Source organism: Rhodococcus sp. OK611, assembly GCF_003050885.1.
Classification (GTDB): Bacteria; Actinomycetota; Actinomycetes; order Mycobacteriales; family Mycobacteriaceae; genus Rhodococcus_G; species Rhodococcus_G oryzae.
This window is the reverse complement of the sequence record NZ_QAOZ01000009.1, coordinates 198,342-223,044: the sequence shown is the minus strand read 5'-3', so window position 1 is coordinate 223,044 and position 24,703 is coordinate 198,342. Positions and strand designations below refer to the sequence as shown.

Genomic DNA, 24,703 nt, shown 5'->3' with positions numbered 1-24,703 from the left:
ACGGCGAACAGGCCCTCAGGCGTAGGCGACATCCACGTGGAACCGCTCGAATCCGAGCCGTTCGTAGGTGTGCAGGGCGGCGACGTTGTCCGCCTCGGTGTACAGCAGCACGGTCCCCAGCCCACGATCGCGCAGATACCGGAGACCCGCGACGGTGAGCAGCCGGCCGAGGCCCCTGCCCTGCGCCGCCGGGTCGACCGCCACCACGTACACCTCGCCGAGCTCGCCCGATTCGGACGTCGCCGGGTGCACCTTGGTCCAGTGGAATCCCAGGACGGCGCCGGTCCCCGCATCGGCCGCGATGAACAGACCCTCGGGGTCGAACCAGGATTCGGCGCGGCGCTCGGCGATCTCCCGTTCGGTCCAGGACCCCTGCTCGGGATGCCAGTCGAAGGCCGCGGCGTTGACGCGCAGCAACTCGGCGTCGTCCTCCGCCCCCGCATAGGTCCGCAGGATCACGCCGTCGGGCACCGCGACGTCCGGCAACTCCGGCCGGTCCAACGGCCTGCGCAGCTGCAGCAGCTCGCGGACGGGACTCAGACCGAGGTGCGCGGCGACGGCACGGGCGGCGGGCAGGTCTCCGTGGGCCCAGAACCGGGTGCCCTCGCCGCCCTGTGCCAGGGCCTCCCTGACCAGGCCACGACCGATCCCGATACCCCGATGCGCCGGGTCGACGGCGACCTCCACCATCGCCGGATGCTCTCCGTGCGGCGGCTCGAGGCTCGCGTAACCGACGATCGAATCGTCGAGCGTCCACAGCAGATGCCGCGACGACTCCGATTTACCCACGACGTGGTGCACGGCCTGCTCGGAGAGCGGCGCGGTCCCGTCGGCCGCGAGCGCCCGGTCCAGCACACCGTGCACCTGCGCGACCTGGTCCTCGTCGAGCAGATAGAACCAGCTCCTGGCCGCCTCTGGCATCTACAGGACCGTCCCGTTCGCCGGGGTCAGCTCCGAATCGTCGACCGCGCCGCCGTCGTCATCGCCACCGTCGTCGACGGGCTGCGGCGCGGCGCCGGACTTGCGGCTGGGCCGGACGGCCTTGTAGCCGACGTTGCGCACCGTACCGATGAGGGCCTCGTATTCGGGGCCGAGCTTGGCGCGGAGCCGTCGGACGTGCACGTCCACCGTGCGGGTGCCGCCGAAGAAGTCGTAACCCCAGACCTCCTGCAGCAGCTGTGCGCGGGTGAACACCCGGCCCGCGTGCTGCGCGAGGTACTTGAGGAGCTCGAACTCCTTGTAGGTGAGGTCGAGCGGGCGACCGCGGAGCCGGGCCGTGTAGGTGCCCTCGTCGATGACCAACTCGCCGAGCGTGATCTTGCCGGAGCTCTCCGCGCTGGCGACGCCGCCGCTGCGCCCCACCAGGAGCCGCAGCCGGGCGTCGAGCTCGGCGGGGCCGGTGCCGGGCAGCAGGATGTCGTCGAGACCCCAGTCGGCGTTCACCGCGACCAGGCCGCCCTCGGTGAGGACCGCGACGACGGGAACCGCGGATCCGGTGCTGCCGAGCAGGCGGCACAGGCCGCGCGCGGCCGCCAGATCGGTCCGGGCATCGACCAGCGCGATGTCGGCGGATCCGGCCTCGAGCAGCGAGGCGACCTCGGTCGGGGCCGGTCGCACGGTATGTGCCAGGAGCGCAAGTGAAGGCAGCACCGACTCAGGGTGTGGGTCCGAGGTCAGCAGGAGCAGCTCCACGCGGCCTCCCCTTCTCGCCGTTTCATGTGCCCGGGCACGGCCGACAGTGACGCGATACTCGAACAGACTAACGTGCCGCGCCCGGTGGGCACCCCACACAGCCCCGTTCGGGTCAGCAACAATGGTGCGGTGCGGAAACTGATTCTCAGCCTCGTGTTGTTGTTGGCGCTCGCGGTGGTCGTCGACTTCGGCGCGGCCGCCTACTCCGAGTATCGGGTCTCACGGAGCCTGCGCGAGGGCGGTGAGCTCAATTCGGACCCCGACGTGACCATCGGCGGCTTCCCCTTCCTCACCCAGGCAGTGGACGGCAAATACGAGAACGTCGAGATCCGTGCGCGGGGCGTCGACAGCCAGGTCCTCGGCGAGGTCACCGTCGAGGCGAACCTGCGCGGGGTCAACATCCCCGCATCCGACCTGGTGAACGGCACCGTCAAGACGGTCCCCGTCGACCAGCTCGACGGCCGGATCCTGATCGACGCCACCGCTCTTGGCCAGTTCCTCGGGATCCCCGACCTCCAGGTGTCCGCGCCGCCCGCGGACAAGTCCGACGGCACCGGCGGATCCGGAGGTTCCGGGATGACCACCTCCGGCGGCGTAGTGCTGACCGGCACGGTTCCGATCGGTCCGCTGTCGGCGGCCGTCAGCGTGCAGGCCGACCTCCTCCTCGACGGCGAGGACGTCAAGATCGTCGCCACCGACCTCTACTTCGGCCCCGAGGGCAATGCGGACTTCACCGTCCCCGGACCGTTCAAACCCGCCGTGCTCGGGCTGTTCACCCGCACCGTCGAGGCCCAGCAGCTGCCCTTCGGCGTGCTGCCGACCAAGGTCTACGCGGGGGGCTCGCAGGTCGTGATCGAGGGCTCCGGCGAGAACGTGGTGATCAACCTCGACGATCTGCAGACACCATGACCGGTCTGCTCGTCCTCGCGCTCGTCCTCGTCGCTGCCGCGGCGGCGGGGCTGGTGCTGCGGGCCCGGTCGGGCGCCGTGCGGGCCACCGCACCGTCCGATTCCGGCTCCGACACCCGCCGCGCCCTGCTCGCGGAGGCCGGGGTGGCGGGCGCGGGCCCGGCCGTCCTGCATTTCTCCGCCGACTGGTGCGGGCCCTGTGCGGTCGTCCGCCGGGTGATCGGCCAGGTGCTCGAGACGCTCGACGGGGAACTCGACCCGGCGTCGACGCGGGCCGTGGAGATCGAGGTCGACATCGACGAGAACCCCGCGCTCGCAGCCGAACTCGGCGTCCTGTCGCTGCCGACCACGTTCATCTTCGACGCCGCGGGCGTGCAGCGGTACCGGGTGTCCGGGGTTCCGACCGCCGCCGACCTGCGGGCCGCGCTGCTCCCCCTGTGCGGGCCCGGGGATTCACACCCGCCCGAAAACGGGTAAGCTGCCTCTCGTGCAAACCAGCCAGGAGCTCATGCTCACCCGACGCCGCACAGTTGATCTGTGCCGCCTCGGCGGTTGTTGCTGTACCTGCTGCTGATTCCACGGCTGACGTTCTCCGCTCATCCGGCATCTCCTGCCTGAGCACCGCGCCGTGATCGCAATCCGGAATACCCGCGGTTCATCTCCGCACGTCAAGGCATCCGTTTCAAGCGCAGGAGTTCTCTCCCATGTCCACCTCCACCACCTCCCGGTCCCGCACCGGTAGTGCCGACCAGGTCGACGTCCGCGGTCCGCGGTTCGCGGCCTGGATCACCACCGGTGTCCTCGTGGCCGTGCTCGTGCTGTCGATGTTCTCCCTGGTCGCGGCCGGTCTGCTGCTCGCGGCGCAGGCCGTGGTCTTCGGACTCGGCGCGGCCCGTGGCCCCCGCAACAGCCCGTACGGCCAGGTGTTCGCCCGGTTCGTCGCGCCGCGGCTGTCCCCGACCACCGAACGCGAGCCGGTCGCCCCGCTGCGGTTCGCCCAGCTCGTCGGCCTCGTCTTCGCCGTCGTCGGCGTGGCGGGCTTCCTCACCGGCCTCACGGTCGTCGGCACCGTGGCCACCGGGTTCGCCCTCTTCGCCGCACTGCTGAACGCGGCCTTCGCGTTCTGCCTCGGCTGCCAGATCTACCCGCTCGTGGCCCGCTTCCGCAGGTCGACATCGATCACCGCGGCGTAGCCGCGCAATCCAACCGGCCTCGGCCGCACCACCCCCACATACCCCGCAAGAAGTATCGAAAGGAAAACCATGGCTCGCTCCGACGTCCTGGTCTCTGCCGACTGGGCCGAGCAGAACCTCAACGCACCGAAGACGGTCTTCGTCGAGGTCGACGAAGACACCTCGGCCTACGACGGCGGCCACATCGAGGGTGCTGTCCGGCTCGACTGGCGCAAGGACCTGCAGGACGGCGTCCGTCGTGACTTCCTCAACCGCGAGCAGTTCTCCGCACTGCTGTCCGCCAAGGGCATCGCCAACGACGACACCGTCGTGCTCTACGGCGGCAACAACAACTGGTTCGCCGCGTACGCGTACTGGTACTTCAAGCTGTACGGCCACCAGGACATCAAGCTGATCGACGGTGGCCGCAAGAAGTGGGAGCTCGACGGTCGCCCGCTGTCGAAGGACGAGGTCGTCCGCCCGGCCACCACCTACCAGGCCGGCGAGCCGGACACCTCCATCCGCGCCTTCCGCGACGAGGTCATCAACGCCATCGGCAGCAAGAACCTGGTCGACGTGCGGTCCCCCGACGAGTTCTCCGGCAAGATCCTCGCGCCGGCGCACCTCCCGCAGGAGCAGGCGCAGCAGCGTGGCCACGTCCCCGGCGCCATCAACATCCCGTGGAGCACCACCGCCAACGAGGACGGCACCTTCAAGTCCGACGAGGACCTGACGAAGCTCTACGCCGAGAAGGGCTTCGACGAGAGCAAGGAAACGATCGCCTACTGCCGCATCGGCGAGCGCTCGAGCCACACCTGGTTCGTGCTGCAGGAGATCCTCGGCAAGAACAATGTCAAGAACTACGACGGCAGCTGGGTTGAGTACGGCTCCCTCGTGGGTGCACCGATCGAGTTGGGAGCCTAGTTATGTGTGGAGCACCTGTTCAGGGTCAGACCCTGCCCGCGGGCGTGGACGTCGAGAAGGAAACCGTCATCACCGGCCGCGTGCTGGCTGCTGACGGCCAGCCGGTCGGCGGCGCGTTCGTCCGTCTGCTGGACGGCACCGGCGAGTTCACCGCCGAGGTCGTGGCCTCGGGCACCGGCGACTTCCGGTTCTTCGCCGCCCCCGGCACCTGGACCGTGCGTGCGCTGTCCAGCACCGGCAACGGCGACACGACCGTCACCCCCGAGGGCAACGGCGTCCACAACGTGGACATCACCGTCTCGAAGTAGCGCCTCCGGCGCCCGTGCGCGAGTCTCACCCCAACCAGGGTGAAAAGCGCGCACAGTTCGACCCCGCGGCCCCGCTCCCCCACCAGGGAGCGGGGCCGCTTCGGCGTTTCCGGTGCAGTCGGCACCCACGGCATGCGGCTGCGACGCAGCGGTTTACACTGATGCCGTGGTCATCTTCTTCGAGGTTCTACTCGCCTTCGCCTCCGTGCTGATTGCTTGGTTCTCGCTGTATGTCGTCTACCGCCTGGTGACCGACGAGTCGTGAGCCAGACGTCCGGTCCGGACGACGGTGCGCAGCCCCAATCGGGCGAGGGCGCACCGTCTGATGCGGTGTCCGTGCAGCGCGGCAGCGGCGATCGTGCCGTAGCCGCCGCCGAGGAGCGCGCGAAGGAAACCAGCGCGCGCAACATCCCGGTGCTGCCCGACCTCCCCATCCCCGAGGACACCGCCAACCTCCGCCTCGGCCCCGACCTGAACCCGGGCATGCTCGCGCTGCTCCCCATGGTCGGCGTCTGGCGCGGCGAGGGCGAGGCCAATAACCCTGCCGACGGCGAGTACCGCTTCGGCCAGCAGATCGTGGTCTCGCACAACGGCGGCAACTACCTGCACTGGGAATCACAGACCTGGGTCCTCGACTCCGACGGCGAGTATGTCCGGCCGGACCTGCGTGAGAGCGGGTACTGGCGCGTCGCGGGAGACGGCATCCCGGGGAGCATCGACGAGGAGACCGTCGAGCTGCTGCTCACGCACAGCTCCGGGGTCGTCGAGCTGTACTACGGCCGGGCGCTGACCCAGTCCAGCTGGGAGCTCGCCACCGACGTGGTCATCCGCAGCAAGCAGGGTGCCGTGGTCGGCGGCGCCAAGCGCCTGTACGGGATCGTCGAGGGCGGCGACCTCGCCTACGTCGAGGAGCGCATCCTCGCCGACGGTCCGCTGAAGCCACACCTCTCGGCCCGCCTCGCCCGCTACATCGGTTAGCAGCGGCTGCGCCGCCCGTGCGCGTGTTGCACCCCAGTCGGGGTAAGAACCACGCACGGTTCTCGCGCTACCAACAGGCCCGGAATCATCCACAGGCAGTGACGGTGCTGCGGCTGTCGTGACGTTGACGGTCGGTGCCGGCCGACAACGTCCGGCCTATGTCCAACGCCACAGATCTCGAATCACTGGAGCAGCTGCTCGGGTCGCAGGACGGCCTCCTATCGGCCGCACAAGCACACCGGTCGGGCTACACGCGTAAGCATGTCCAGTACCTTCTCGAATCCGGCCAGTGGCAGCGTCCGCTGCACGGCGTCTACGCCGTCACGACGGGACCCTTGAGCCGCCCCATGCTCCTACGCGCGGCGCTGCTCTATGGCGGCGTCGCGATGCTCAGCCACGACACCGCGGCGGAGGAGTGGGGACTGCTACCACTGGCGCGCGGCGGACCGGTACACATCACGGTGCCGTACGGCTCGTCCGCCGTGAACCAGTACGCGACGGCAATCCGCAGGCCACCGCGCGCCCACGAACCCGTCCCGTCGATCGGCGAGTTGCTGCATCCCGGGGTGATCGTGCATCGCTCCCGCGCCTTCTCCCGCATCGGTGTCGAAACGGAACCGCCACGGACCTCGCCGCCGGACACCGCGATCGACCTCGCCGTCGATCAGCCGACTGCCCGACTCGCCCACGGATCGGTGGTCGCGAGCGTCACCAACGGCGGAATCCGACTGTCCCGGCTCCAATCACGGATCGTCGACCGCAAACCGCGACGGTACAACCGGGCCATCGCCGACGCATGCTCGATGCTTGCGAACGGGATCCAGTCGGTACTCGAATTCCACTACGCAGTCGATGTCGAACGAGCGCACGGACTCCCGGACGCAGTGCGGCAGGGCCCGGTGACGGTCGACGGCGTGACGCTCTACGAGGACGTCACGTACACCGGGTCGGCGGCGGTTCTCGTCGTGCGTCTGGACGGACACAGGTGGCATTCGTCGCGGAAGGTGCGCCGACGCGATCGTCGCCGTTCGAACGCGGCCTCCCTGGCCGGCCGGGACCAACTGGTCTTCGGATGGGAGGAGGTGAACGAGGAGCCGTGTCTGGTGGCGGCCGAGGTACGCGCTCTCCTCGAGCGCGGCGGGTGGCGGGGTGCAAATCCCTGCCCGAACTGTGCGCGCTTTATACCCCAATCGGGGTGAGACGCGCGCACGGGCGCGGAGCGCAGAACGACCCCCGAGCCGTACCCGTGCGCGGACGTTTGTCGCACGGATCCCGGTCGGGACTCGACCGGGGACTCGGGGGCCGGGTAGCTGCCTGGGATTCGCCAGCCGCAGTGCGCGGTTGATGGAACCCCACCGTCAGCGGTAGCGGCTAGCTGACAGCCACCTCACGCGTCCTGTAGTTCTTCAACTTCAGACCACCTCCTTCCTCGTGTACGGACGAAGGTACGCCCGGCCCCGGGGGTGCGCAACGGATTATTCTCCGTCCGTGCGCAGGTCAGCACGTGGACGGGGCAGGCACACCGCGGAACCGGCCGTCGATCCAATCGAGTGCCTGCGGCAGACCCAGGGCCGCGGCGGAGAGGTGGTCCGGGGTGGGGGTCAGGAGCGTCTCCACCGGCGTGCCTGCCGCGCAGTAGCGCCGCAGGGTGTTGTCGATGGAGTCGACCGGAATCAAAGCATCAGTGGGGCTGTGCCATTCGAAGATCGGGAAGTCCGGGACCCCTGGGTAGAGCTCGAGACTGTTCTCGTCCATCACCACCCAGGCGGAGGGATTGTTCATGAAGTCCTTGTTGTCCGTCACCTGCATCGCGCTGCGCCCGATGCCCCAGAACATGATCTCGTTGGTGCAGCCGTTCTGGATCATCTGCTGCAGCCACCGGCCCTGGTCGTTGAGCTGGCCCGAGACATCGACCCGGTCTGGGTACTCGCGTTCGAGCCCCAGCGCGGCCGCCATCGCGAGGCCGAACGCCGGGTGCGGGTTCGCACCGAGCGCCTGGGCCATCTTTCCTATGTTCATCGGGACGCCGCCCTGGGCCGCGCCGACGATGTTCAGCTCGGGCGCGTATGTGGGTGCCAGGGCGGCAGCCCAGCCGGTGGCCATCCCGCCCCCGGAGTAGCCGGCGAGACCGATCGGGCTGTTCGCCGCCTGGAACTCGGGGATCTTCCGCACTGCCTTCAGACCGTCGAGGGTGATCTGGCCGCCGAGCTTCGCGGCACCGTAGGCCATCCTCGGCCCGAGGTGATCGGGAAGGGCGACCGCCCAGCCACGCGCGAGCGCGATGTTCAGGCCGGGTGCCTCCCGGATCTGGGTGAAGGGGTCGGTCGTGTAGAGCTCGGTCGCGATCTTGCACTTGTTCCCGAGCGCGTTGATGATGTGCTGGTATGACACCAGCGGACCGTCCGGGACGTGGTTCGGTGGCAGCAGGTAGGTGGTGTTCGCCGCCATCGGAAGCCCCTCAGAGTCCTTCGTGCGGAAGAGCACCTCCCAGACCTGGCTCCCGGGAAAGTACAGGTTGGGCGGCATCTGCCGGACCTTGAGCACGTCACCAGGGGCGCGCTCCGCGAGGTCCGGGGGTGCGCTGAAGAAGGGATCCGGATCGGCCACAGGGTAGACCGGGATCGCCCCTGCCGTCCCGCCCCCCACCAACGCCGCAACCAGTCCGGATGCGAGCGCTAAGACCACACCACCGACAAGTCCGCGAGCAGACAATCCCATAGATCCCCCCTGATCATCGACACGGTCGCGTGGCCACTATGCCAGGGAACGTCGGCCCGACACGTGCGTTTCGTTGCGCCGCACCGCCAGCACCTGGTCGGTAGCGGTACCCGTGGGCAGTTGATGGGTCACCAACACGACCGTCCGGCCCGGCGCCACCAGCGTGCCGTCGCGATCGAGCAGGCCCCGCAGCAGCGCCGCGCCCGCCTCCGCGTCGAGGTGCTCGGTCGGCTCGTCCAGCAGCAGCAGCCGCGCGGGCGAGGCGATGGCCCGGGCCAGCAGCAGACGTCGACGCTGGCCACCGGACACCGACCGGCCGCCCGATGCCAGCGAGGTGTGCACGCCGTCCGGGAGCCCCGACACCCAGTCCCCCAGCCCGACCTTCTCGAGCAGCGCCCGCGCGCCCTCCTCGTCCAGCTCCCCGTCCGCAACGCGCAGGTTCTCCAGCAACGAGGTGTCGAACAGGTGGGCGTCCTCGGCGAAGAACCCCACCGTGCGACGCAGCGAGTCTGCGTCCACCGATCCGGCCGGCGTCCCGTTCACCGTCAGCGCCCCGGCAACGGGGGCGAGCAGCCCCGCCAGCGTCATCAGCAGGGTGGTCTTGCCCGCGCCGCTTGGTCCGACGATCACGACCCGGGCGCCCGGTGCCAGGTGCAGGTCCAGCGGCTCGGTCACAGCGCCGCCCGGCCACCCGCAGCGCAGGTTCTCGGTGCGCAGGTGCACCGGCCCCTCCACCGGCACACCCCCGGTCGGCACCGGATCCCCCGACCGGTCGAGCAGGTCCACGATGCGCACCGACGCAAGCCTCGCCCTGGTCAGCGCGACCGCCGCCGCGGGCAACGCGGCCGTGCCCTCGAACGCGGCGAGCGGCACCAACACCAGGATCGCCAACGCCATCGGGGTCATCTCGCCGGGGGCCCCGCCGTCGGGGCCGTACAGCGAGATACCGATCAGCAGCGACCCCAGCACGCTCGCCCCGATCGCGAGCGGCGTCGCGGCCGCGGCGAAGGCGGACGGGACCGCGGACCGGTCGGTGGCGCGGATCGCGCGGGCCTCCCAGTCGTTGGCCGCCCGGACCGTCTCGCCGAGCCTGCCCGCGACGCGGAGTTCGGCGGCGTGATCGAGGGCCAGCACCGCGGTCTCACTGAAGCGCGCCGACGCGACGGCGCCGTCCGCCTCCGCCATCCGCGCGGCCCGTGCGGACAGCACCGGCGCGAGCACCCCCGAGACCACGAGCGCGGCGGCCAGCACCAGCGCCGCGGCGGGCGAGATCAGCGCGAGCCCGACGGTCGCCGCGACGGCCAGAATCGCGGCGACGGCCATCGGGATAAGCGCCCGGACCACCACGTCGCCGAGCGCGTCGACGTCCGCCCCGGTGCGCGCGAGCAGGTCCCCACGGCGCAGTCCGGCAGGGGCGGCGGGGTCTCCGGTGGAGAGCCGGCGGTAGATCCGTTCGCGGGCCGCGGTGGTGCCGCGCAGCGCGGCGTCGTGGGTGGCGAGCCGTTCCAGGTAGCGGAACACACCCCGCGAGATGCCAAGGGCGCGAACCGAGACCACCGCGACCGAGAGATCCAGCACCGGCGGCATCTGCCAGGCCCTGGTGATCAGCCAGGCTGACAACGCGGCAAGGGCGAGCGCGCTGCCGAGGGTGGCGACCCCGGCCGCGACCGCGGACAGGACCCGGCCCGGCCGCAGTTCCAGCAGTCGGAGGGCACGCAGGAGCGGATCGCGGCTCATGCCGGCACCTCCGAGTCCAGGTCCGCACCGTCGGCGGCCTCGACGAGCACCACCTCGTCGCCGGCCCGGAGCACCGTGTCCCGGTGCCCGACCATCACCACGGTGCGGCCGCGGGCGGCGAGACCGCACACCGACCGGAGCACCGTCGCCTCGGTGGCGGGATCGAGGTGCGCGGTCGGCTCGTCGAGAAGCACCACCGTGGCATCGGAGAGCAGCACGCGGGTCAGCGCCAGCCGCTGCCGCTGCCCTAGCGAGAGGCCGAGGCCACCAACCCCCACCCGCGTCCGCCAGCCGTCCGGGAGATCGGCCAGCACCGAATCGAATCCCGTTGCCGCGCAGGCCCTGTCCACGGCGTCGGCATCGCTCGCCACCGGACCGGTGAGTTCCAGGTTCTCGCGCAGGGTGCCGGGGATCAGCACCGGGTGTTGGGGCAGCCACGCCACCTCGCGCCACCACTGCTCGGCGTCGAGTGCGCGCACGGGCACCCCACCGACCGACACCTCCCCCTCGTCGGGGTCGGCGAGACCGAGGATCAGGTGCAACACGGTGGACTTGCCGGATCCGTTGGCGCCGGTGAGCACGGTGACCCGGCCCGGTTCCAGGACCGCGTCCAGGCCGCGCGGGGCCCACTGTCCGCGGGCCCGCACCCCCACCGCGCGCAGCACGATCGGGCCGAGGGGCACGGCGCGGTCGCCGTCCCCCGCGACGACCGGTTCCCTGTCGTCCAGCACCCCGAAGGCCTTCTCGGCGGCCGCCATCCCGTCCTCGGCGGCGTGGAACTGCGCGCCGACCATCCGCAACGGCAGGTACACCTCGGCGGCGAGGATCAGCGCGATCACGCCTCCGCGTAGTTCCATGCCGCCGAACACGAGTCGCAGGCCGATGCTCACCGCGACGAGCGCGACGCAGAGCGTGGCCAACAGCTCGAGCACCATCGCGGACAGGAACGCGATCCGCAGCGCCGACATGGTGGTGTGCCGGTGCGCGTCCCCGAGGGCCCGGACCCGTGCCGCCGGGCCCCGTTCGCGACCGAGCGCCCGCAGCGTGGGCAGGCCCGCCAACAGGTCGAGCAGCTGCGCGGACAACGCGGTCATCGTGGTCAGCGAGGCGGCCGCCTTGCCCTTGGTCAGCAGCCCGATCAGGATCATGAAGACCGGCACCAGCGGCAACGTGAGCGCGATGATCACCGCGGAGGTCCGATCGGCGAACAGGATCACCAGCAGGGTGAGCGGCGTGACGGTGACCGCCAGCATCAGGGCGGGCAGGTAGCCGGTGAGATACGCGCGCAGGCCCTCGATCCCGCGGGTGAGGACGGTGGCGAGCTCACCGCGCCGCGGGTCCAGCTTCCGCGGGGGCAGTTCGGCGGCGGCCTCGAGCACCTCGCCGCGGAGCTCCCCGATCACCCTCGACGCCGAACGGTGCGCGTATCGGGAGTGCGCCCAGGTGGACGCCGTCCGCACCGCGACCGCGGCGGCCAGCACCGCCAGCTCGGTCCCCCACGCGGCGGGCGTCCGCGCGGCCGGGTCGGTGATCACCCCGGCCAGCACGGTGCCGATCATCAGCGCCGACACGATGACCGTGCCCGCGGTGACCAGGGACAGCGCCACCGTGAGCAGCAGGTAGCCGCGGGCCGATCTCGAGTAGTGCCAGAGCCGGGGGTCCACCGGACCGCGCCTGCGGGCGTGCTCCGCGGGCGCGGCCGGTGCGTCGAGCGACATCTAACGCGTCTTCAGGGGCAGACCGATCGACGGCGGGATCTGCTTGGTCGAAATCCGCTGGCGGAACACCCAGTACGTCCAGGCCTGGTAACCGATGACCACCGGCGTCATGAACACCGCAGCCCAGGTCATCACCTTGAGTGTGTACGGGCTCGACGACGCGTTGTAGATCGTCAGGTTGTATGCCTCGTCGATGGTGGACGGCATCAGGTTCGGGTAGAGCGAGCCGAAGAGCAGCGCCACCGTGGCGACGACCGCGACCGTGGTGAGCACGAAGGCCCAGCCCTCCCGTGCCGCGGCGGTCAGCGCGACCACCCCGACCAGGGCGGCGGCCGCCACCGCGACGAGGATCCATGTCCAGCCCTTGCCGAAGGACAGCTGCGTCCACAGCACGAACGCCCCGGCCACCACGACCGTCGGGATCGACAGTCGCGCAGCGAGTTTCACCGCGTCCTCGCGAACCTCACCGGAGGTCTTGAGTGCGAGGAACACCGCGCCGTGCAGCGCGAACACGATGGCCGTCGTCGCGCCGCCGAGCAGCGCGTACGGGTTGAGCAGGTCGAAGAAGCCGGAGACGACCTTCTTGTTCTCGTCGATGGCCACGCCGCGCACGATGTTCGCGAACGCGACGCCCCAGAGGACGGCGGGCACCCACGAGCCGATCATGATGCCGATGTCGCAGCGAGCTCGCCAGGTCGGATCGTCGATCTTGCCGCGCCACTCGATCGCGCAGATGCGCAGGATCAGCGCGACCAGAATCAACAGCAGCGGTAGGTAGAACCCCGAGAACAGGGTCGCGTACCAGTCCGGGAAGGCCGCGAACAACGCACCGCCCGCGGTGATCAGCCAGACCTCGTTGCCGTCCCAGACCGGGCCGATGGTGTTGAGCATGACCCGTCGGCGGGTGTCTGTGCGGCCGAGCACCGGGAACAGCATGCCGACACCGAAGTCGAAGCCCTCGAGGACGAAGTAGCCGACGAAGAGCACCGCGATGAGGATGAACCAGAATTCCTGAAGTCCCATGGTCTTCTCCCGCCTCAGTACGCGAACGACAGTTGTTTGGGCTCGCCCGGTTCCTCGGGCTCTTCTTCGTCACCTGGCGGATGCTTGTCGTGGTCGGACGGGCCTGCGATCGCATAGCGGCGGATCAGCATGAACCACACCACGCCGAGCGCGGCATAGAGGAGGGTGAAGACGATCAGCGAGAAGACCACGAGACCGGTCGGATGGTCCGACACGCCCTGATCCACGGTCAGCCGGATCTGGTCCACCCCGGTCGGATTCGGGTGCACCACCCAGGGCTGGCGGCCCATCTCGGTGAACACCCATCCGGCGCTGTTGCCGAGGAACGGCGTGGGGATGGCCAGGAGGGACAGCCACCCGAACCACTTTTTGTCCGGGACCCGGCCGCCGCGGGTCATCCACAGCCCGACCACCGCGAGGATGGCCGAGCCGGCCGCCCAGCCGATCATCGCGCGGAAGGTCCAGTAGGTGACGAACAGGTTGGGCTTGTAGTTGCCCGGTCCGAACTGCTCCTCGTACTGGGCCTGGAGTTCGGTGACGCCCTGGAGGGTGGAGTTGGGGTCGCCGTTCGCCAGGAACGAGGTGAGCCCGGGGATGCTGATGAGCTGGGTGATGTTCTCGCAGTTGTTCTGCGTTCCGACCGTCAGGATGGAGAAATCGGCGCCGGTCTCGGTGTGGCACAACGATTCCGCGGATGCCATCTTCATCGGCTGCTGTTCGAACATCAGCTTGGCCTGGATGTCGCCGGTGATCGCGAGGCCGACACCCGAGGCCACCATCACCCACAGGGCGAGGATGGTGACCGGGCGGAACATCGTCCGGGCGGTGTTCTCGTGTTCACCCGAGACCGCCGGATCGGTGGCCTCCTTTGCCCTGCGCATGCTGCGCACCATCGACCAGCCGCCGATACCGGCGACGAACGTGCCCGCGGTGAGGAGCGCGCCCGCCACCACGTGGGGGAACGCCGCCAAGGCCGTGTTGTTGGTGAGCAGTTCCCAGATGCTCGTCAGCTCGGCGCGACCGCGCTCCGCGTTGTACCGAGCACCCACCGGGTGCTGCATGAACGAGTTCGCGGCGATGATGAAGAACGCGGAGGCGTTGACACCGATCGCGACCAACCAGATCGTCGCCAGGTGAACGAGTTTCGGCAGCCGTCCCCAGCCGAAGATCCACAGGCCGAGGAAGGTGGATTCGAGGAAGAAGGCGACCAGGCCCTCCAGCGCCAGCGGCGCCCCGAACACGTCACCGACGAAGCGTGAGTACTCGCTCCAGTTCATGCCGAACTGGAACTCCTGCACGATGCCGGTGGCGACGCCGAGTGCGAAGTTGATGAGGAAGAACTTGCCGAAGAACTTGGTGAGCCGATACCAGTGATCCTTTTTGGTGATCACCCACATCGTCTGCATGATCGCGATGAGCGGGGCGAGCCCGATCGTGAGCGGGACGAGAATGAAGTGGTAGACGGTCGTGATTCCGAATTGCCACCGAGATACGTCCAGTGCGTCCATGGCTTCTCCCATGCAGTGCCCGTTGAACAGGCGTGACCGGGGCCGAGTCGTGGGCTGACGCCTCAGTCCCGCTTCAAAAGGTACGTCCTGCGACCTTTTGCCGCAGGCCTTTATCTACTACCGACAGTAGTAGCGGAGTCAAGTCGCCCGTGCTCGTCCCGGACCGCACTCAGACGGCGTCCGGCATCGCCCCAACCGTCTCCGCCGACAGGTCGACCAGCGCCGACAGCTCCTCGGCGATCTCCGGCACCGTCGTCACCCGACCGTTCAAGGCCCGCACCCGTGCGGCGAGAGTCACACTCGAGAGCAGCCAGACACCGTCCGCCAGAATGAGATCCGCGGGCCGCAGCGGCGCCACCTCGGTGCGGAACTCGTGCTCGCCCGCGATCTCGAAAAGCGCCCGCTGAGTGGTTCCCGGCAGGATCCCCTGCTCGATCGGCGGGGTGATCAGCGTGCGGCCGCGAGCGATGACGACCGTGGAGCGGGGGCCCTCGAGCACGAGACCCTCGCTGCTGGTGAAGATCACGTCGTCGGCGCCAAGCGAGTTCGCATGCCTCAGCGCCGCCATGTTGGTCGCGTAGGACAGCGTCTTCGCGCCCAGCAACTGCCACGGCGCGAGCGCCGCCAGGTCCACCGAGAACCCGCGGGGCAGGGTGACCACCGCGATCCCGTCGCGCCGGACGGCCGCGACGCGATCGTCGATGGGGCCGAGTGTGAGATAACCGGTCGGCCCCCCGCCGATCTCGCGGCCACGGCTGAGCACCAGCCGCATCAACCCCTCGCCGTCGCCGTCCCACTCCGCGAGGGCGGTCTTCACGGCCGCGCGCCAGCGGTCCAGGTCTTGTTCCGGCAGGTCTATCGCCGCCGCGGAGTTGTTCAGCCGTTCGAGATGCAGCTCGATGGTGCACGGGGAACCGCCCCGGACCAGCACGGTCTCGAACACTCCGTCACCACGCACGGCCGCCAGGTCGTCCGCGTAGAGCAGCGGGACGTCGGGGTCGTGCACCTTGCCGTCGAGGGTCACCAGTACGCGAGGAGCCATGCCAACAGCCTAGGACGACCGTCCGGCCGCGGCCGGACGCTCCTACTATGGAGCTGTGTCCGAGTCGCCGAGCGTCGCCCCCAGTCCGCTGCTGTCCTATCCCGGTGCCGTCGCCGGTCCCGACGATTCCCTCGACGCCGGGGTCGCCTGGCACTACGGCGACCCGCTGCGCGAGCAGCGCAGCGCCGAGAACGCCGCCGCCATCGTGGACCGCTCGAACCGTTTCGTGCTCTCCATCGGCGGCGACGAGCGCCTCACCTGGCTGCACACCATCTCCAGCCAGCACATCGCGCAGCTGCCCGACGGCGGTTCCGCGGAGAACCTGAGCCTCGACCTGCAGGGCCGGGTCGAGGAGCACTTCGTGCTGACCGATCTGGACGGAACCACCTGGATCGACACCGAGCGCACCCACGGCCCCGGCCTGCTGGCATTCCTCCAGAAGATGGTGTTCTGGGCGAAGGCCGAGCCCGCCGCCGCGCCCGAGATGGCCGTCCTGAGCCTGCTCGGGCCCGACGTACGCCGGCCGAAAATCCTTGCCGCTCTCGGCATCGCCTCACTTCCGCCGGTCTACGGCGCGGTCGCGCTGCCCGGGGGCGGCTTCCTGCGCTCGATGCCGTGGCCCGGCGAACACGCCTTCGATCTGATCGTGCCCCGCGACCAGCTCGCCCGCTGGTGGGAGACGCTGACCGCCGCGGGCGCCGCGCCCGCGGGCAGTTGGGCGTTCGAGGCGCTGCGGGTGGCCGCTGTGCGCCCCCGGATCGGCGTGGACACCGACGAGCGCACCATCCCGCACGAGGCCCGCTGGATCGGCGGCATCGCCGAGCACGGGGCCGTGCACCTGGACAAGGGGTGCTACCGCGGCCAGGAGACCGTGGCCCGGGTGCACAACCTCGGCAAGCCCCCGCGCCACCTGGTGCTGCTGCATCTCGACGGGTCCGCGGACACCCGCCCGGAGCCAGGCGACGCGGTCACCGCGGACGGCAGGACCGTCGGGCACCTGGGCACCGTCGTCGACCACCACGAGCTCGGCCCCATCGCACTGGCCCTGGTCAAGCGGACCGTTCCGGTGGACACCGCGCTGCTCGCCGGCTCGGTGGCCGCCTCGATCGATGCCGACTCCGTGCCCAGCTACGACGCTGTGCAGGCGGGCCGGGCCGCCGTCGACCGGCTGCGCGGCCGGTGAGCGGCGCGGGGCGCGTCGACGCCGTCTGCGTGGTGCACGCCGAGCGCGACAGCGGCACCAAGCGGGTGCCGCGCACCGCGATCGACAAGCGGCCCGTCGACGGGCCGGTACGGATCGGCCCCGCGGGCATGGACGGGGACCACATCTGCGACACCGAGTTCCACGGCGGCACGTTCAAGGCGGTGTACGCGTACCAGCAGGACGAGGCGCAGCGGTGGGAGTCGGAGCTGGGACGGCAGCTGCCCGCCGGCTGGTTCGGCGAGAACCTCCGGATCAGCGGGATCGCCGCGAGCGACGCGGTGATCGGCGAACGCTGGCGCCTGGGTGACGGCGATCTCGCCGCCGAGTTGGAAGTGACCGGCCCGCGGACCCCGTGCGGCACCTTCGGTGTGTGGGCCGGGGAACCTCGCTGGGTCAAGCGTTTCGCCGACCGCGCCGACACCGGCGCCTACCTGCGGGTGGTGCGCGGCGGCCTGGTGACCGCTGGCGATGCGATCCACCGCGTGCACGTGCCGGCCCACGGGGTGACCGTGCGCGACCTGTTCACCGGGCGGGACCCGGAAAATCTGGTCGCGTTGCTCGAGCAGCAGCCAGACCTGTCGCCTACTGTCGCAGACAAGGCACGCCGACGGATCGCCGGACGGAAGGTGCAGGTGGAGTATTGAGCGTCGAACTGGTCGAAGTGGATCGCTCCGGTTTCCGCGAGTGCGTGCACCGCGGTTCGGTGGTCGTGCTCGACCCGGACGGCGAGGTCATCCTGGCCCTCGGCGAGGTACACACCCCGATCTATCCCCGTTCGTCGAACAAGCTCATGCAGGCCGTGGCCCTGTTGCGCAGTGGATTCGCCCCCTCCGACAACCGCGAACTGGCGATCGCCGCCGGCTCGCACGAGGGTGAACCCGAGCACGTCGCTGTGGTGCACCGGCTGCTCACCCGCAGCGGGCTCGCCGAGCACCAACTGCGGTGCCCTCCCGAATTGCCGTCGAACGAGACCGCCCGCGCCCGCGTCCTCGCCTCCGGGGCGCTGCCGCGCCGGATCTTCATGAACTGCTCCGGCAAGCACGCGGCCATGCTCTCGGCCTGCGTGGCGCGCGACTGGCCGCTGGAGAGCTACCTGGAGCCCACACACCCCATCCAGCTGGCGGTGATGGACACCATCGCCGAACTGGCCGGTGAGACGGATTACGAGCTGGGCATCGACAGCTGTGGCCTGCCGATCGTGCCGCTCTCGCTCTCCGCCCTCGCGCGCGGATTCGCCACGCTCGCCACCGCGGCCGCCGACAGCGAGGAACGAGCGGTGGCCGATGCCGTCCGCGAGCAACCGTGGCTGGTGTCCGGCACCGGTCACGACGACTTCCTGCTGATGAGCGCCGTACCGGGCCTGCTCTGCAAGGTGGGCGCCGACGGCGTGCACGCGGGTGCGCTGCCCGACGGCACCTCCTTCGCGCTCAAGATCGACGACGGCGGCGAACGCGCCCGCCTGCCGCTCACGGCCGCGCTGCTGCACCGACTCGGGGTCGCCTGGACCGAGGATCTGGCGGAACTCGCCTCGCCACCGGTACTGGGTGGGGGTGTTCGGGTGGGCACAATTCGGGCGATTCCCGGCGTTCTGAGATAAATCAGACACCCAACGCGGCCTGGGGTGGGAGCGCACGCCGAGTTCTCAGGCTAGAGTGTGTCTCAGGAAGAAATACACACTCAAACGGGGCCGCCAAAAATTCCCAGGCCGCCCCGCGGAAGCGCGAGGGGGTTGGCCATGGGCCGCGGCCGGGCTAAGGCAAAGCAGACCAAGGTTGCACGCGAGCTCAAGTACAGCTCGCCGTCCACGAACTTCGACAGCCTGCAAAAGGAACTGTCCGGAGGTTCGTCCAGCTCCCACCGGAACGGGGTCCTCGCCGACCAGCGTTCCGACGACACTGCGTCGCGCTGGGACGACGACGAAAGCGACGACTGGCGCCGCTGACACGGCGAAGGACAGGAATGCGGGGAAGCCCACCGGCTCCCCCGCATTTCGGCATGTACGGTCGGCGCGCAATCTCGATCTGCTGAACACATAAACGAACGGACCGTTGACCTCCCACGAAGGGGGTCGACGGTCCGTTCGTCTCTGTGCTGTGGGATCAGAAGCGCGGGTGGTCTCCGACCATGCGAACGAGGTCGGATCCTTCCTGCTTGTCCGATGCCTTGGCGACGGTGCCGAGCGTCCAGCAGTCGATGTGGCGGGCGGTCAGCACCGCCAGCGCACGGTCGACGTCCTCGGGCGCCACGATGGCGACCATGCCGACGCCCATGTTGAAGGTCTGCTCCATCTCGGCCCGCTCCACCCGGCCGCGCTGCGCGATCATCGCGAACACCGGCGCCGGACTCCAGGTGCCACGGTCGAGCTCGGCGACGAGCCCCTTCGGCATCACCCGGGCGAGGTTGTTCGCCAGGCCGCCGCCGGTGACGTGGCAGAACGTTCGCACGTCGGTCTCGGCGATCAGGGCCAGGCAGTCCTTGGCGTAGATCTTGGTCGGCTCGAGCAGCTCCTCACCGAGGGTCCGGCCGAACTCCTCGACGTGGCCCCCGAGCGACATGCGGTCGATCTCGAGCAGCACCTTGCGGGCCAGCGAGTAGCCGTTGGAGTGCAGGCCCGACGAGCCCATGCCGATCACCACGTCGCCAGGGCGCACCCGCTGCGGGCCGAGCACGGCATCCGCCTCGACGACGCCGACGCCGGTGGCGGAGAGGTCGTAGTCGCCGTCCGCCATCAGTCCGGGGTGCTCCGCGGTCTCGCCGCCGAGCAGCGCGCAGCCGGCGATGATGCAGCCGTCGGCGATGCCCTTGACCAGCTCGGCGACCCGCTCCGGCACGACCCGGCCGACGGCGATGTAGTCCTGCAGGAACAGCGGCTCGGCGCCGCACACCACGAGGTCGTCGACGACCATCGCGACCAGGTCGAGGCCGAGGGTGTCGTGCTTGTCCATGGCCTGCGCGACGGCGATCTTGGTGCCGACGCCGTCGGTGGAGGCCGCGAGCAGCGGCTCCTTGTACCCGCCCTTGAGCGCGAACAGCCCGGCGAATCCGCCGAGGCCGCCGATCACCTCGGGGCGGCTCGCCTTCTTGGCCAGCGGGGCGAACAGCTCGACGGCCCGGTCTCCGGCCTCGATGTCCACCCCCGCCGCCGCATAGGAGGCGCCGGTGGGGCGGTCGTTGTCGTCGGTCATCGGATTCGCTGCTCCAGCCATCTTCTCGGCGGCGCCTTGGGGCACCGCATGGTGATCTACGTGTGGGCGCTGAGCGCCTACGGTCGACTCAACGCGCTCGCGTTGTCGTTGTCCTGCTTCGCCGCGACGCCCGCGGTGCTCTCCAGCATTCCCTCGAGCACGTTCTTACCCATCGAGGTCTCGGTCGGCAGCGCAATCGGGTAATTACCGTCGAAGCACGCCGAGCAGAGTCGGGACGCGGGCTGCTCGGTGGCGGCGATCATGCCCTCGATCGAGACGTAGCCGAGGGTGTCGGCGCCGATCGAGCGGCGGACGCCCTCGAGCATCTCGTCCATGCTGTGGCTGGTCACGCCGCCGGCCTCGCTGGCCCCCGCGCCGTTGGCGATCAGCTCCGCGGGTGAGGCGAAGTCGATGCCGTAGAAGCAGGGCCACTTGACCGGCGGGGAGGCGATCCGCACGTGGATCTCCAACGCGCCCGCCTCGCGGAGCATCCGGATCAGCGCGCGCTGGGTGTTGCCACGGACGATGGAGTCGTCCACCACGATCAGGCGCTTGCCGCGGATGACCTCTTTGAGCGGGTTGAGCTTGAGCCGGATGCCGAGCTGCCGGATGGTCTGCGACGGCTGGATGAAGGTGCGGCCGACGTAGGCGTTCTTCATCAGGCCCTGGCCGTACGGAATCCCGGAACCCTGCGCGTAGCCGACCGCGGCCGGGGTGCCGGACTCGGGAACGGGGATGACCAGGTCGCCCTCGATCGGGTGTTCCTTGGCGAGCCTGCGACCGATCTCGACGCGGGTGGCATGCACCGAACGGCCGGAGATGACGCTGTCCGGGCGGGCCAGGTAGACGTACTCGAACACGCAACCCTTGGGCGTCGGGTTCGCGAAACGCGAGGAGCGGACGCCGTCGGCGTCGATCGCCAGCATCTCGCCCGGCTCGATGTCGCGGACGAACGACGCGCCGACGATGTCGAGCGCGGCGGTCTCGCTGGCGACGACCCAGCCGCGGTCGAGGCGGCCGAGGCAGAGGGGGCGGACGCCGTGCGGATCGCGTGCCGCATACAGGGTGTGCTCGTCCATGAAGGTCAGGCAGAACGCGCCACGCAGGGTGGGTAGCAGCTCCATCGCGGCCTGCTCGATGGTGCGGTCGGCCGCCGCGTGCGCGAGCAGCGCGCCGACGAGGTCGGAGTCGGAGGTGCCTCGGCCCGGCTGCTTGGGGTTGATGAGCCCGGCCTCGCGCGCCCTGGTCGCCAGCTCCGCCGTGTTCACCAGGTTGCCGTTGTGGCCGAGCGCGATGCCCGTGCCTGCCGCGGTGGTCCGGAAGATGGGCTGGGCGTTCTCCCAGGTGGTGGACCCGGTGGTCGAGTACCGACAGTGCCCGACGGCGACGTGCCCCGGCATCGCGCCGAGAGTCTGCTCGTCGAACACCTGGCTGACCAGGCCGAGGTCCTTGAAGACCAGCACCTGCGAGCCGTCGGCGACGGCGATACCCGCCGCCTCCTGACCACGGTGCTGCAGCGCGTAGAGGCCGTAATAGGTGAGCTTCGCCACATCCTCACCGGGAGCCCAGACGCCGAAGACGCCACACTCCTCGCGGGGCGGCTGCTCGTCCTGATCCGACAGGTCTGCGGGTGCGAGAAGATTCGGGCTGTTGACCGACAATTCGGCTGGAGTCACCGGGGTTGCTCCCTAGGGGGTGGGATGGGGGGCAAGGTCATTCTACGGGTTAACGGCGGGTGTACTGACCACAGGCCTCCCGGTCTCAGAAGCGGAGCAGCGGCAGCCAGTGCTCGATCTCGCGGGCCCTGGTGCCCGACGCCGTGAGCGCGCCCGTCGCCGAGGCGTCGTCGAACGTCAGTCCCCCGGTCACCAGCAGCAGCCAGCTCCGCGGATCGGTCTCCACCACGTTCGGCGGGGTGCCCCTGGTGTGCCGCGGTCCCGCGACGCACTGCACCGCGACGAACGGCGGCACCCGCACCTCCACCGAGGACCCCGGTGCGGTGTTCTCGAGGGTCCTGGCGCTGAGCCGGACGGCGGCCGCCAGCTGGGCCCGGCTGGGCGCAGGAGCCTCCGCGTCGGCCAGCCAGTCGCGGACCTCGAGCAGCGCCGCCCTCAGGTCGGCGGGGTCGATCTTCTTGCGTGCGGTCACCGCGCCAACCCGTCGGCGGCGGGCCGGTTCGCTGATCGGCGCGAGATGCGGGCGAGCAGACCGTCCCGCACCCGAGTCCATTCTTCGTCCGTCACCGAGTAGACGATCGTGGTCCGTACCGTGCCATCGCGCCTGCGGGCATGCCGACGGAGCGCACCCTCCTCCGTTGCGCCGATCGCGGTGACGGCGGCGCGCGAGCGCACGTTCTGGTCGTCGACGTTCAGTTCCACCCGGCGCGCCCCGAGAGTGCCGAAAACATGTTCCAGCACAAGTAGTTTCGACTCCGCATTGAACGCCGTGCCCCGCACACGGGAGGCGAGCCATGTGTAGCCCACCGTCACCCGACCGTGCAGCTCGCTCATGTTGTAGATCGAGGTGGTACCGACTATCTCACCGGTCGCGGCGTCCACCTGCGTGAGTGTCTGCCGCCCGGACCGTAGCGCGTGGTCGACCGATGCCACGGACGGCGGCTCCGACTCGATCCCATACGGAAAGAAGCGCAACGTCTCGGGATCGTCGTGCGCCCTCGCCAACCCGTCGACGTCGGCAGGCGTCGTCGGGCGCAGCAGCACGAACTCACCGCGCAATGTCGGCGGCTTGCTCCAGTGGTCCGTCACGTTCCCCCCGCTGTCCACGTCACTTCTCCGGTCCCTGCGTGCCTGCCCTCGCGTCGATCGCCGCGCGGACGCGTTCGGTGTCGTCGGCGGTCCAGCCGTCGGGCGCGGCCACCGCGACCCAACCGTCGAGCACGGTGGTGCCGTAGTTGTGGCCGTGGCCGTCGGGCACCCCCGCCGCGTTGGCGAGGTCGGCCGCGACCTGCCAGAACGTGACGAACGGGAACCAGCGCATGTCCGGCAGGCGGTCGTCGCCCGGCGCCTCCGACAGCCAGTCCGGGCGGTTGAAGATCAGGTCCGGGCTCCACCACACCACCGGGTCCGACGGATGCTGGATGTAGAGCACCCGGGGCTTCATCCACGGGGACGCCGGACTCCCGATCGAGGCCGCGTCATTGGCGAAACGCACCACCAGCCCGTCGGAGTACATCGGTTCGACCTGCCGAGTGCCCGGGTCCCGCCGTGCTTCGAGCTGGCTCCACAGGGTGTTCGAGTTCGGCGGACCCACCCACAGCACCCCGTCGACGGTCTCCCGGATGTCGGCGAGCCCGTCGAACGCCGCCTCGCCTGCCTGCGTTCCGAGGCTCTCCCCGTAGATCAGCAGTTTGGGCCTGGTCTCCGCGGGCTCGCGCAGCCAGCGCTCGTGCACGCGGCCGATCAGCGCCCGCCCCGCCTCGGCGGCCTTGTTCCGGTCCGCAAGAAACGAGATCCAGCTGGGCAGGTACGAGTACTGGTTGGCAACGAGGGCGCTGTCGCCGTTGTGCACCAGCTCGATCGCCTCGGCCGCGGTCGGGTTGACCCAGCCGGTGCCGGTGGTCGGGATGACCACCAGGACACTGCGGTGGAAGGCTCCGGTGCGCTCGAGCTCGGCGATCACGACGTCCAGTCGGGCGTCGGTGTCCGCCGCCGTCTCCAGCCCCGCGTACACACGGATCGGTTCGAGCGCCTGCTTCCCGTTCACCGCTGTGAGTTCGTCGGCGTGCATGCCCCGCGAGACGAAGTTCCGGCCCTCGAAGCCGAGCGACTCCCAGCTCGCGTACGAGTCGGGACTGCCGGACCGCTCGAGGGCGGTCGGCTGCTCGACGCCCTCGCGGGTGGTGTTGTTCTGCAGGCTGAACGCGGAGTTGATCGCCGCGTAGGCGGCGTCGAACAGCACGTCCGTCACCATGGTGTAGCTGAGGAACGCGACCAGCACCACGCCGATCGGTGCGGCGGCGGAACGCGGCACCTTCAGCCACCGGTTCAGGTAGCGGGCGACCAACCTCACCAGGTCCCGGAGCACCCGCCACAACGAGATCAGCAGCGCCGCCACCAGCATGCTGAGCAGCAGCGTGCGAAGGTAGCCGGTGGTGGTGGTGCCCTCGGCGTCGGTCAGCGCGGCCAGCTCACGCTGCCAGGCCGCCGAGGCGATGAGCATGCCGATCGACACCAGCAGCGACAGGGTCGGCACCGCGATCTTGAGCGCCAGCTGGACCTTCGCGGGCGGCGGCCACCAGGGCAGCCGCGCCAGCAGGAGCCGGTTGACCGCCCACCCGACCGCGGTCCCGACGCCGTAGCCGATGGCCGCGGTGATGCCACCGATCAGGCCCTGGTAGAGCCAGTCCCGGGGCAGCAGTGACGGCGTCAGCGACCAGCAGAAGAACAGCGCCGCGAACGCGATGCCCGTGTAGTCCAGCCGCAGCAGGCCCCACGCCCAGCCCACGAAGGGGTGCCGTTCCCGAAGCTCCTCGGGAGAGGCGAGGACCTCGACCCAGTTGGACGGCTCGTGCTTCGCACCGGCCGCTCCCCCGGCCTGCTTGGTCCCGACCTCTCCCCCGGTCAAGG

Annotated in this window: 24 protein-coding genes; 11 read left to right on the top strand and 13 right to left on the bottom strand. The window is 70.0% G+C overall.

Annotated features, from left to right (window positions below; all coding sequences use genetic code 11):
• Nucleotides 1–15 precede the first annotated feature (15 nt).
• Nucleotides 16–921 (bottom strand): mycothiol synthase, encoded by a 906-nt coding sequence (gene mshD, locus C8K38_RS13530; protein ID WP_097211971.1) that lies wholly within the window; start codon nt 919–921, stop codon nt 16–18.
• Nucleotides 922–1,692 (bottom strand): winged helix-turn-helix transcriptional regulator, encoded by a 771-nt coding sequence (locus C8K38_RS13525; protein ID WP_097211970.1) that lies wholly within the window; start codon nt 1,690–1,692, stop codon nt 922–924.
• 129 nt (nt 1,693–1,821) lie between these two features.
• On the opposite strand from C8K38_RS13525, the gene C8K38_RS13520 reads away from it, so the two are divergent.
• From C8K38_RS13520 to C8K38_RS13490, 7 genes are all read left to right on the top strand, one after another.
• On the top strand, nt 1,822–2,601 hold the full coding sequence (locus tag C8K38_RS13520; RefSeq protein WP_097212003.1) for an LmeA family phospholipid-binding protein: 780 nt from the start codon (nt 1,822–1,824) through the stop codon (nt 2,599–2,601).
• Nucleotides 2,598–3,077 (top strand): thioredoxin family protein, encoded by a 480-nt coding sequence (locus C8K38_RS13515; RefSeq protein ID WP_097211969.1) that lies wholly within the window; start codon nt 2,598–2,600, stop codon nt 3,075–3,077. Before C8K38_RS13520 ends, C8K38_RS13515 begins: the two co-directional genes overlap by 4 nt.
• A gap of 227 nt (nt 3,078–3,304) precedes the next feature.
• Nucleotides 3,305–3,793: a DUF4395 domain-containing protein gene (locus C8K38_RS13510; RefSeq protein WP_097211968.1), complete on the top strand. Its 489-nt coding sequence runs from the start codon at nt 3,305–3,307 to the stop codon at nt 3,791–3,793.
• A 69-nt stretch (nt 3,794–3,862) separates the two neighbouring features.
• Nucleotides 3,863–4,696: a sulfurtransferase gene (locus C8K38_RS13505; RefSeq protein ID WP_077042806.1), complete on the top strand. Its 834-nt coding sequence runs from the start codon at nt 3,863–3,865 to the stop codon at nt 4,694–4,696.
• A gap of 2 nt (nt 4,697–4,698) precedes the next feature.
• Nucleotides 4,699–5,004, top strand: coding sequence for a DUF1416 domain-containing protein (locus tag C8K38_RS13500; RefSeq protein ID WP_027503393.1), 306 nt, complete (start codon nt 4,699–4,701; stop codon nt 5,002–5,004).
• 336 nt (nt 5,005–5,340) lie between these two features.
• On the top strand, nt 5,341–5,982 hold the full coding sequence (locus C8K38_RS13495; protein ID WP_097212002.1) for an FABP family protein: 642 nt from the start codon (nt 5,341–5,343) through the stop codon (nt 5,980–5,982).
• A gap of 158 nt (nt 5,983–6,140) precedes the next feature.
• The gene (locus C8K38_RS13490; protein WP_097211967.1) at nt 6,141–7,181 is read left to right on the top strand and encodes a type IV toxin-antitoxin system AbiEi family antitoxin domain-containing protein; all 1,041 of its coding nucleotides are present in this window, start codon (nt 6,141–6,143) and stop codon (nt 7,179–7,181) included.
• A 298-nt stretch (nt 7,182–7,479) separates the two neighbouring features.
• Here the strand turns inward: C8K38_RS13490 and C8K38_RS13485 are convergent, their stop codons facing one another.
• The 6 genes from C8K38_RS13485 to C8K38_RS13460 all read right to left on the bottom strand — a co-directional run bounded on the left by C8K38_RS13485 (nt 7,480) and on the right by C8K38_RS13460 (nt 15,728).
• Nucleotides 7,480–8,700: a lipase family protein gene (locus tag C8K38_RS13485; protein WP_097211966.1), complete on the bottom strand. Its 1,221-nt coding sequence runs from the start codon at nt 8,698–8,700 to the stop codon at nt 7,480–7,482.
• Between the two features lie 36 nt (nt 8,701–8,736).
• Nucleotides 8,737–10,437 (bottom strand): thiol reductant ABC exporter subunit CydC, encoded by a 1,701-nt coding sequence (gene cydC, locus C8K38_RS13480; RefSeq protein ID WP_097211965.1) that lies wholly within the window; start codon nt 10,435–10,437, stop codon nt 8,737–8,739.
• Nucleotides 10,434–12,155 carry a thiol reductant ABC exporter subunit CydD gene (cydD, locus tag C8K38_RS13475; RefSeq protein WP_097211964.1) on the bottom strand — a complete coding sequence of 574 codons (1,722 nt, stop codon included), beginning with the start codon at nt 12,153–12,155 and terminating at the stop codon, nt 10,434–10,436. The genes cydC and cydD overlap by 4 nt, the downstream gene beginning before the upstream one ends.
• The gene (gene cydB, locus C8K38_RS13470; RefSeq protein WP_097211963.1) at nt 12,156–13,178 is read right to left on the bottom strand and encodes a cytochrome d ubiquinol oxidase subunit II; all 1,023 of its coding nucleotides are present in this window, start codon (nt 13,176–13,178) and stop codon (nt 12,156–12,158) included. It lies immediately after the preceding gene.
• Nucleotides 13,179–13,192: 14 nt separating this feature from the next.
• Nucleotides 13,193–14,686, bottom strand: a complete 1,494-nt coding sequence (locus C8K38_RS13465; RefSeq protein WP_097211962.1) for a cytochrome ubiquinol oxidase subunit I — start codon at nt 14,684–14,686, stop codon at nt 13,193–13,195.
• Between the two features lie 169 nt (nt 14,687–14,855).
• On the bottom strand, nt 14,856–15,728 hold the full coding sequence (locus C8K38_RS13460) for an aminodeoxychorismate lyase (RefSeq protein WP_097211961.1): 873 nt from the start codon (nt 15,726–15,728) through the stop codon (nt 14,856–14,858).
• Between the two features lie 55 nt (nt 15,729–15,783).
• Here C8K38_RS13460 and ygfZ point away from each other — a divergent pair, with 55 nt between their 5' ends.
• The 4 genes from ygfZ (at nt 15,784) to C8K38_RS13440 (ending at nt 18,874) form a co-directional block, all read left to right on the top strand.
• Nucleotides 15,784–16,911, top strand: a complete 1,128-nt coding sequence (ygfZ, locus tag C8K38_RS13455; RefSeq protein ID WP_097211960.1) for a CAF17-like 4Fe-4S cluster assembly/insertion protein YgfZ — start codon at nt 15,784–15,786, stop codon at nt 16,909–16,911.
• The gene (locus C8K38_RS13450; RefSeq protein WP_097211959.1) at nt 16,908–17,576 is read left to right on the top strand and encodes an MOSC domain-containing protein; all 669 of its coding nucleotides are present in this window, start codon (nt 16,908–16,910) and stop codon (nt 17,574–17,576) included. Before ygfZ ends, C8K38_RS13450 begins: the two co-directional genes overlap by 4 nt.
• Nucleotides 17,573–18,529, top strand: coding sequence for an asparaginase (locus tag C8K38_RS13445; protein ID WP_097211958.1), 957 nt, complete (start codon nt 17,573–17,575; stop codon nt 18,527–18,529). Before C8K38_RS13450 ends, C8K38_RS13445 begins: the two co-directional genes overlap by 4 nt.
• Before the next feature lie 138 nt (nt 18,530–18,667).
• Nucleotides 18,668–18,874, top strand: a complete 207-nt coding sequence (locus tag C8K38_RS13440) for a DUF3073 domain-containing protein (RefSeq protein ID WP_097211957.1) — start codon at nt 18,668–18,670, stop codon at nt 18,872–18,874.
• Nucleotides 18,875–19,031: 157 nt separating this feature from the next.
• Here C8K38_RS13440 and purM read toward each other — a convergent pair whose 3' ends face one another.
• The 5 genes from purM to C8K38_RS13415 all read right to left on the bottom strand — a co-directional run bounded on the left by purM (nt 19,032) and on the right by C8K38_RS13415 (nt 24,701).
• Entirely contained in the window at nt 19,032–20,117 is a 1,086-nt protein-coding gene (purM, locus tag C8K38_RS13435; protein WP_097211956.1) for a phosphoribosylformylglycinamidine cyclo-ligase, read from the bottom strand.
• Nucleotides 20,118–20,194: 77 nt separating this feature from the next.
• Nucleotides 20,195–21,793, bottom strand: coding sequence for an amidophosphoribosyltransferase (purF, locus tag C8K38_RS13430; RefSeq protein WP_097211955.1), 1,599 nt, complete (start codon nt 21,791–21,793; stop codon nt 20,195–20,197).
• Between the two features lie 85 nt (nt 21,794–21,878).
• Complete coding sequence (locus C8K38_RS13425) at nt 21,879–22,265, bottom strand: sterol carrier family protein (RefSeq protein WP_097211954.1); 387 nt, start codon at nt 22,263–22,265, stop codon at nt 21,879–21,881.
• A complete protein-coding gene (locus tag C8K38_RS13420; protein WP_097211953.1) occupies nt 22,262–22,900 on the bottom strand; it encodes a GNAT family N-acetyltransferase in 639 nt (212 codons plus the stop codon). Before C8K38_RS13420 ends, C8K38_RS13425 begins: the two co-directional genes overlap by 4 nt.
• A 1-nt stretch (nt 22,901) precedes the next feature.
• Complete coding sequence (locus tag C8K38_RS13415) at nt 22,902–24,701, bottom strand: alpha/beta hydrolase (RefSeq protein WP_097211952.1); 1,800 nt, start codon at nt 24,699–24,701, stop codon at nt 22,902–22,904.
• Between the last annotated feature and the right edge of the window lie 2 nt (nt 24,702–24,703).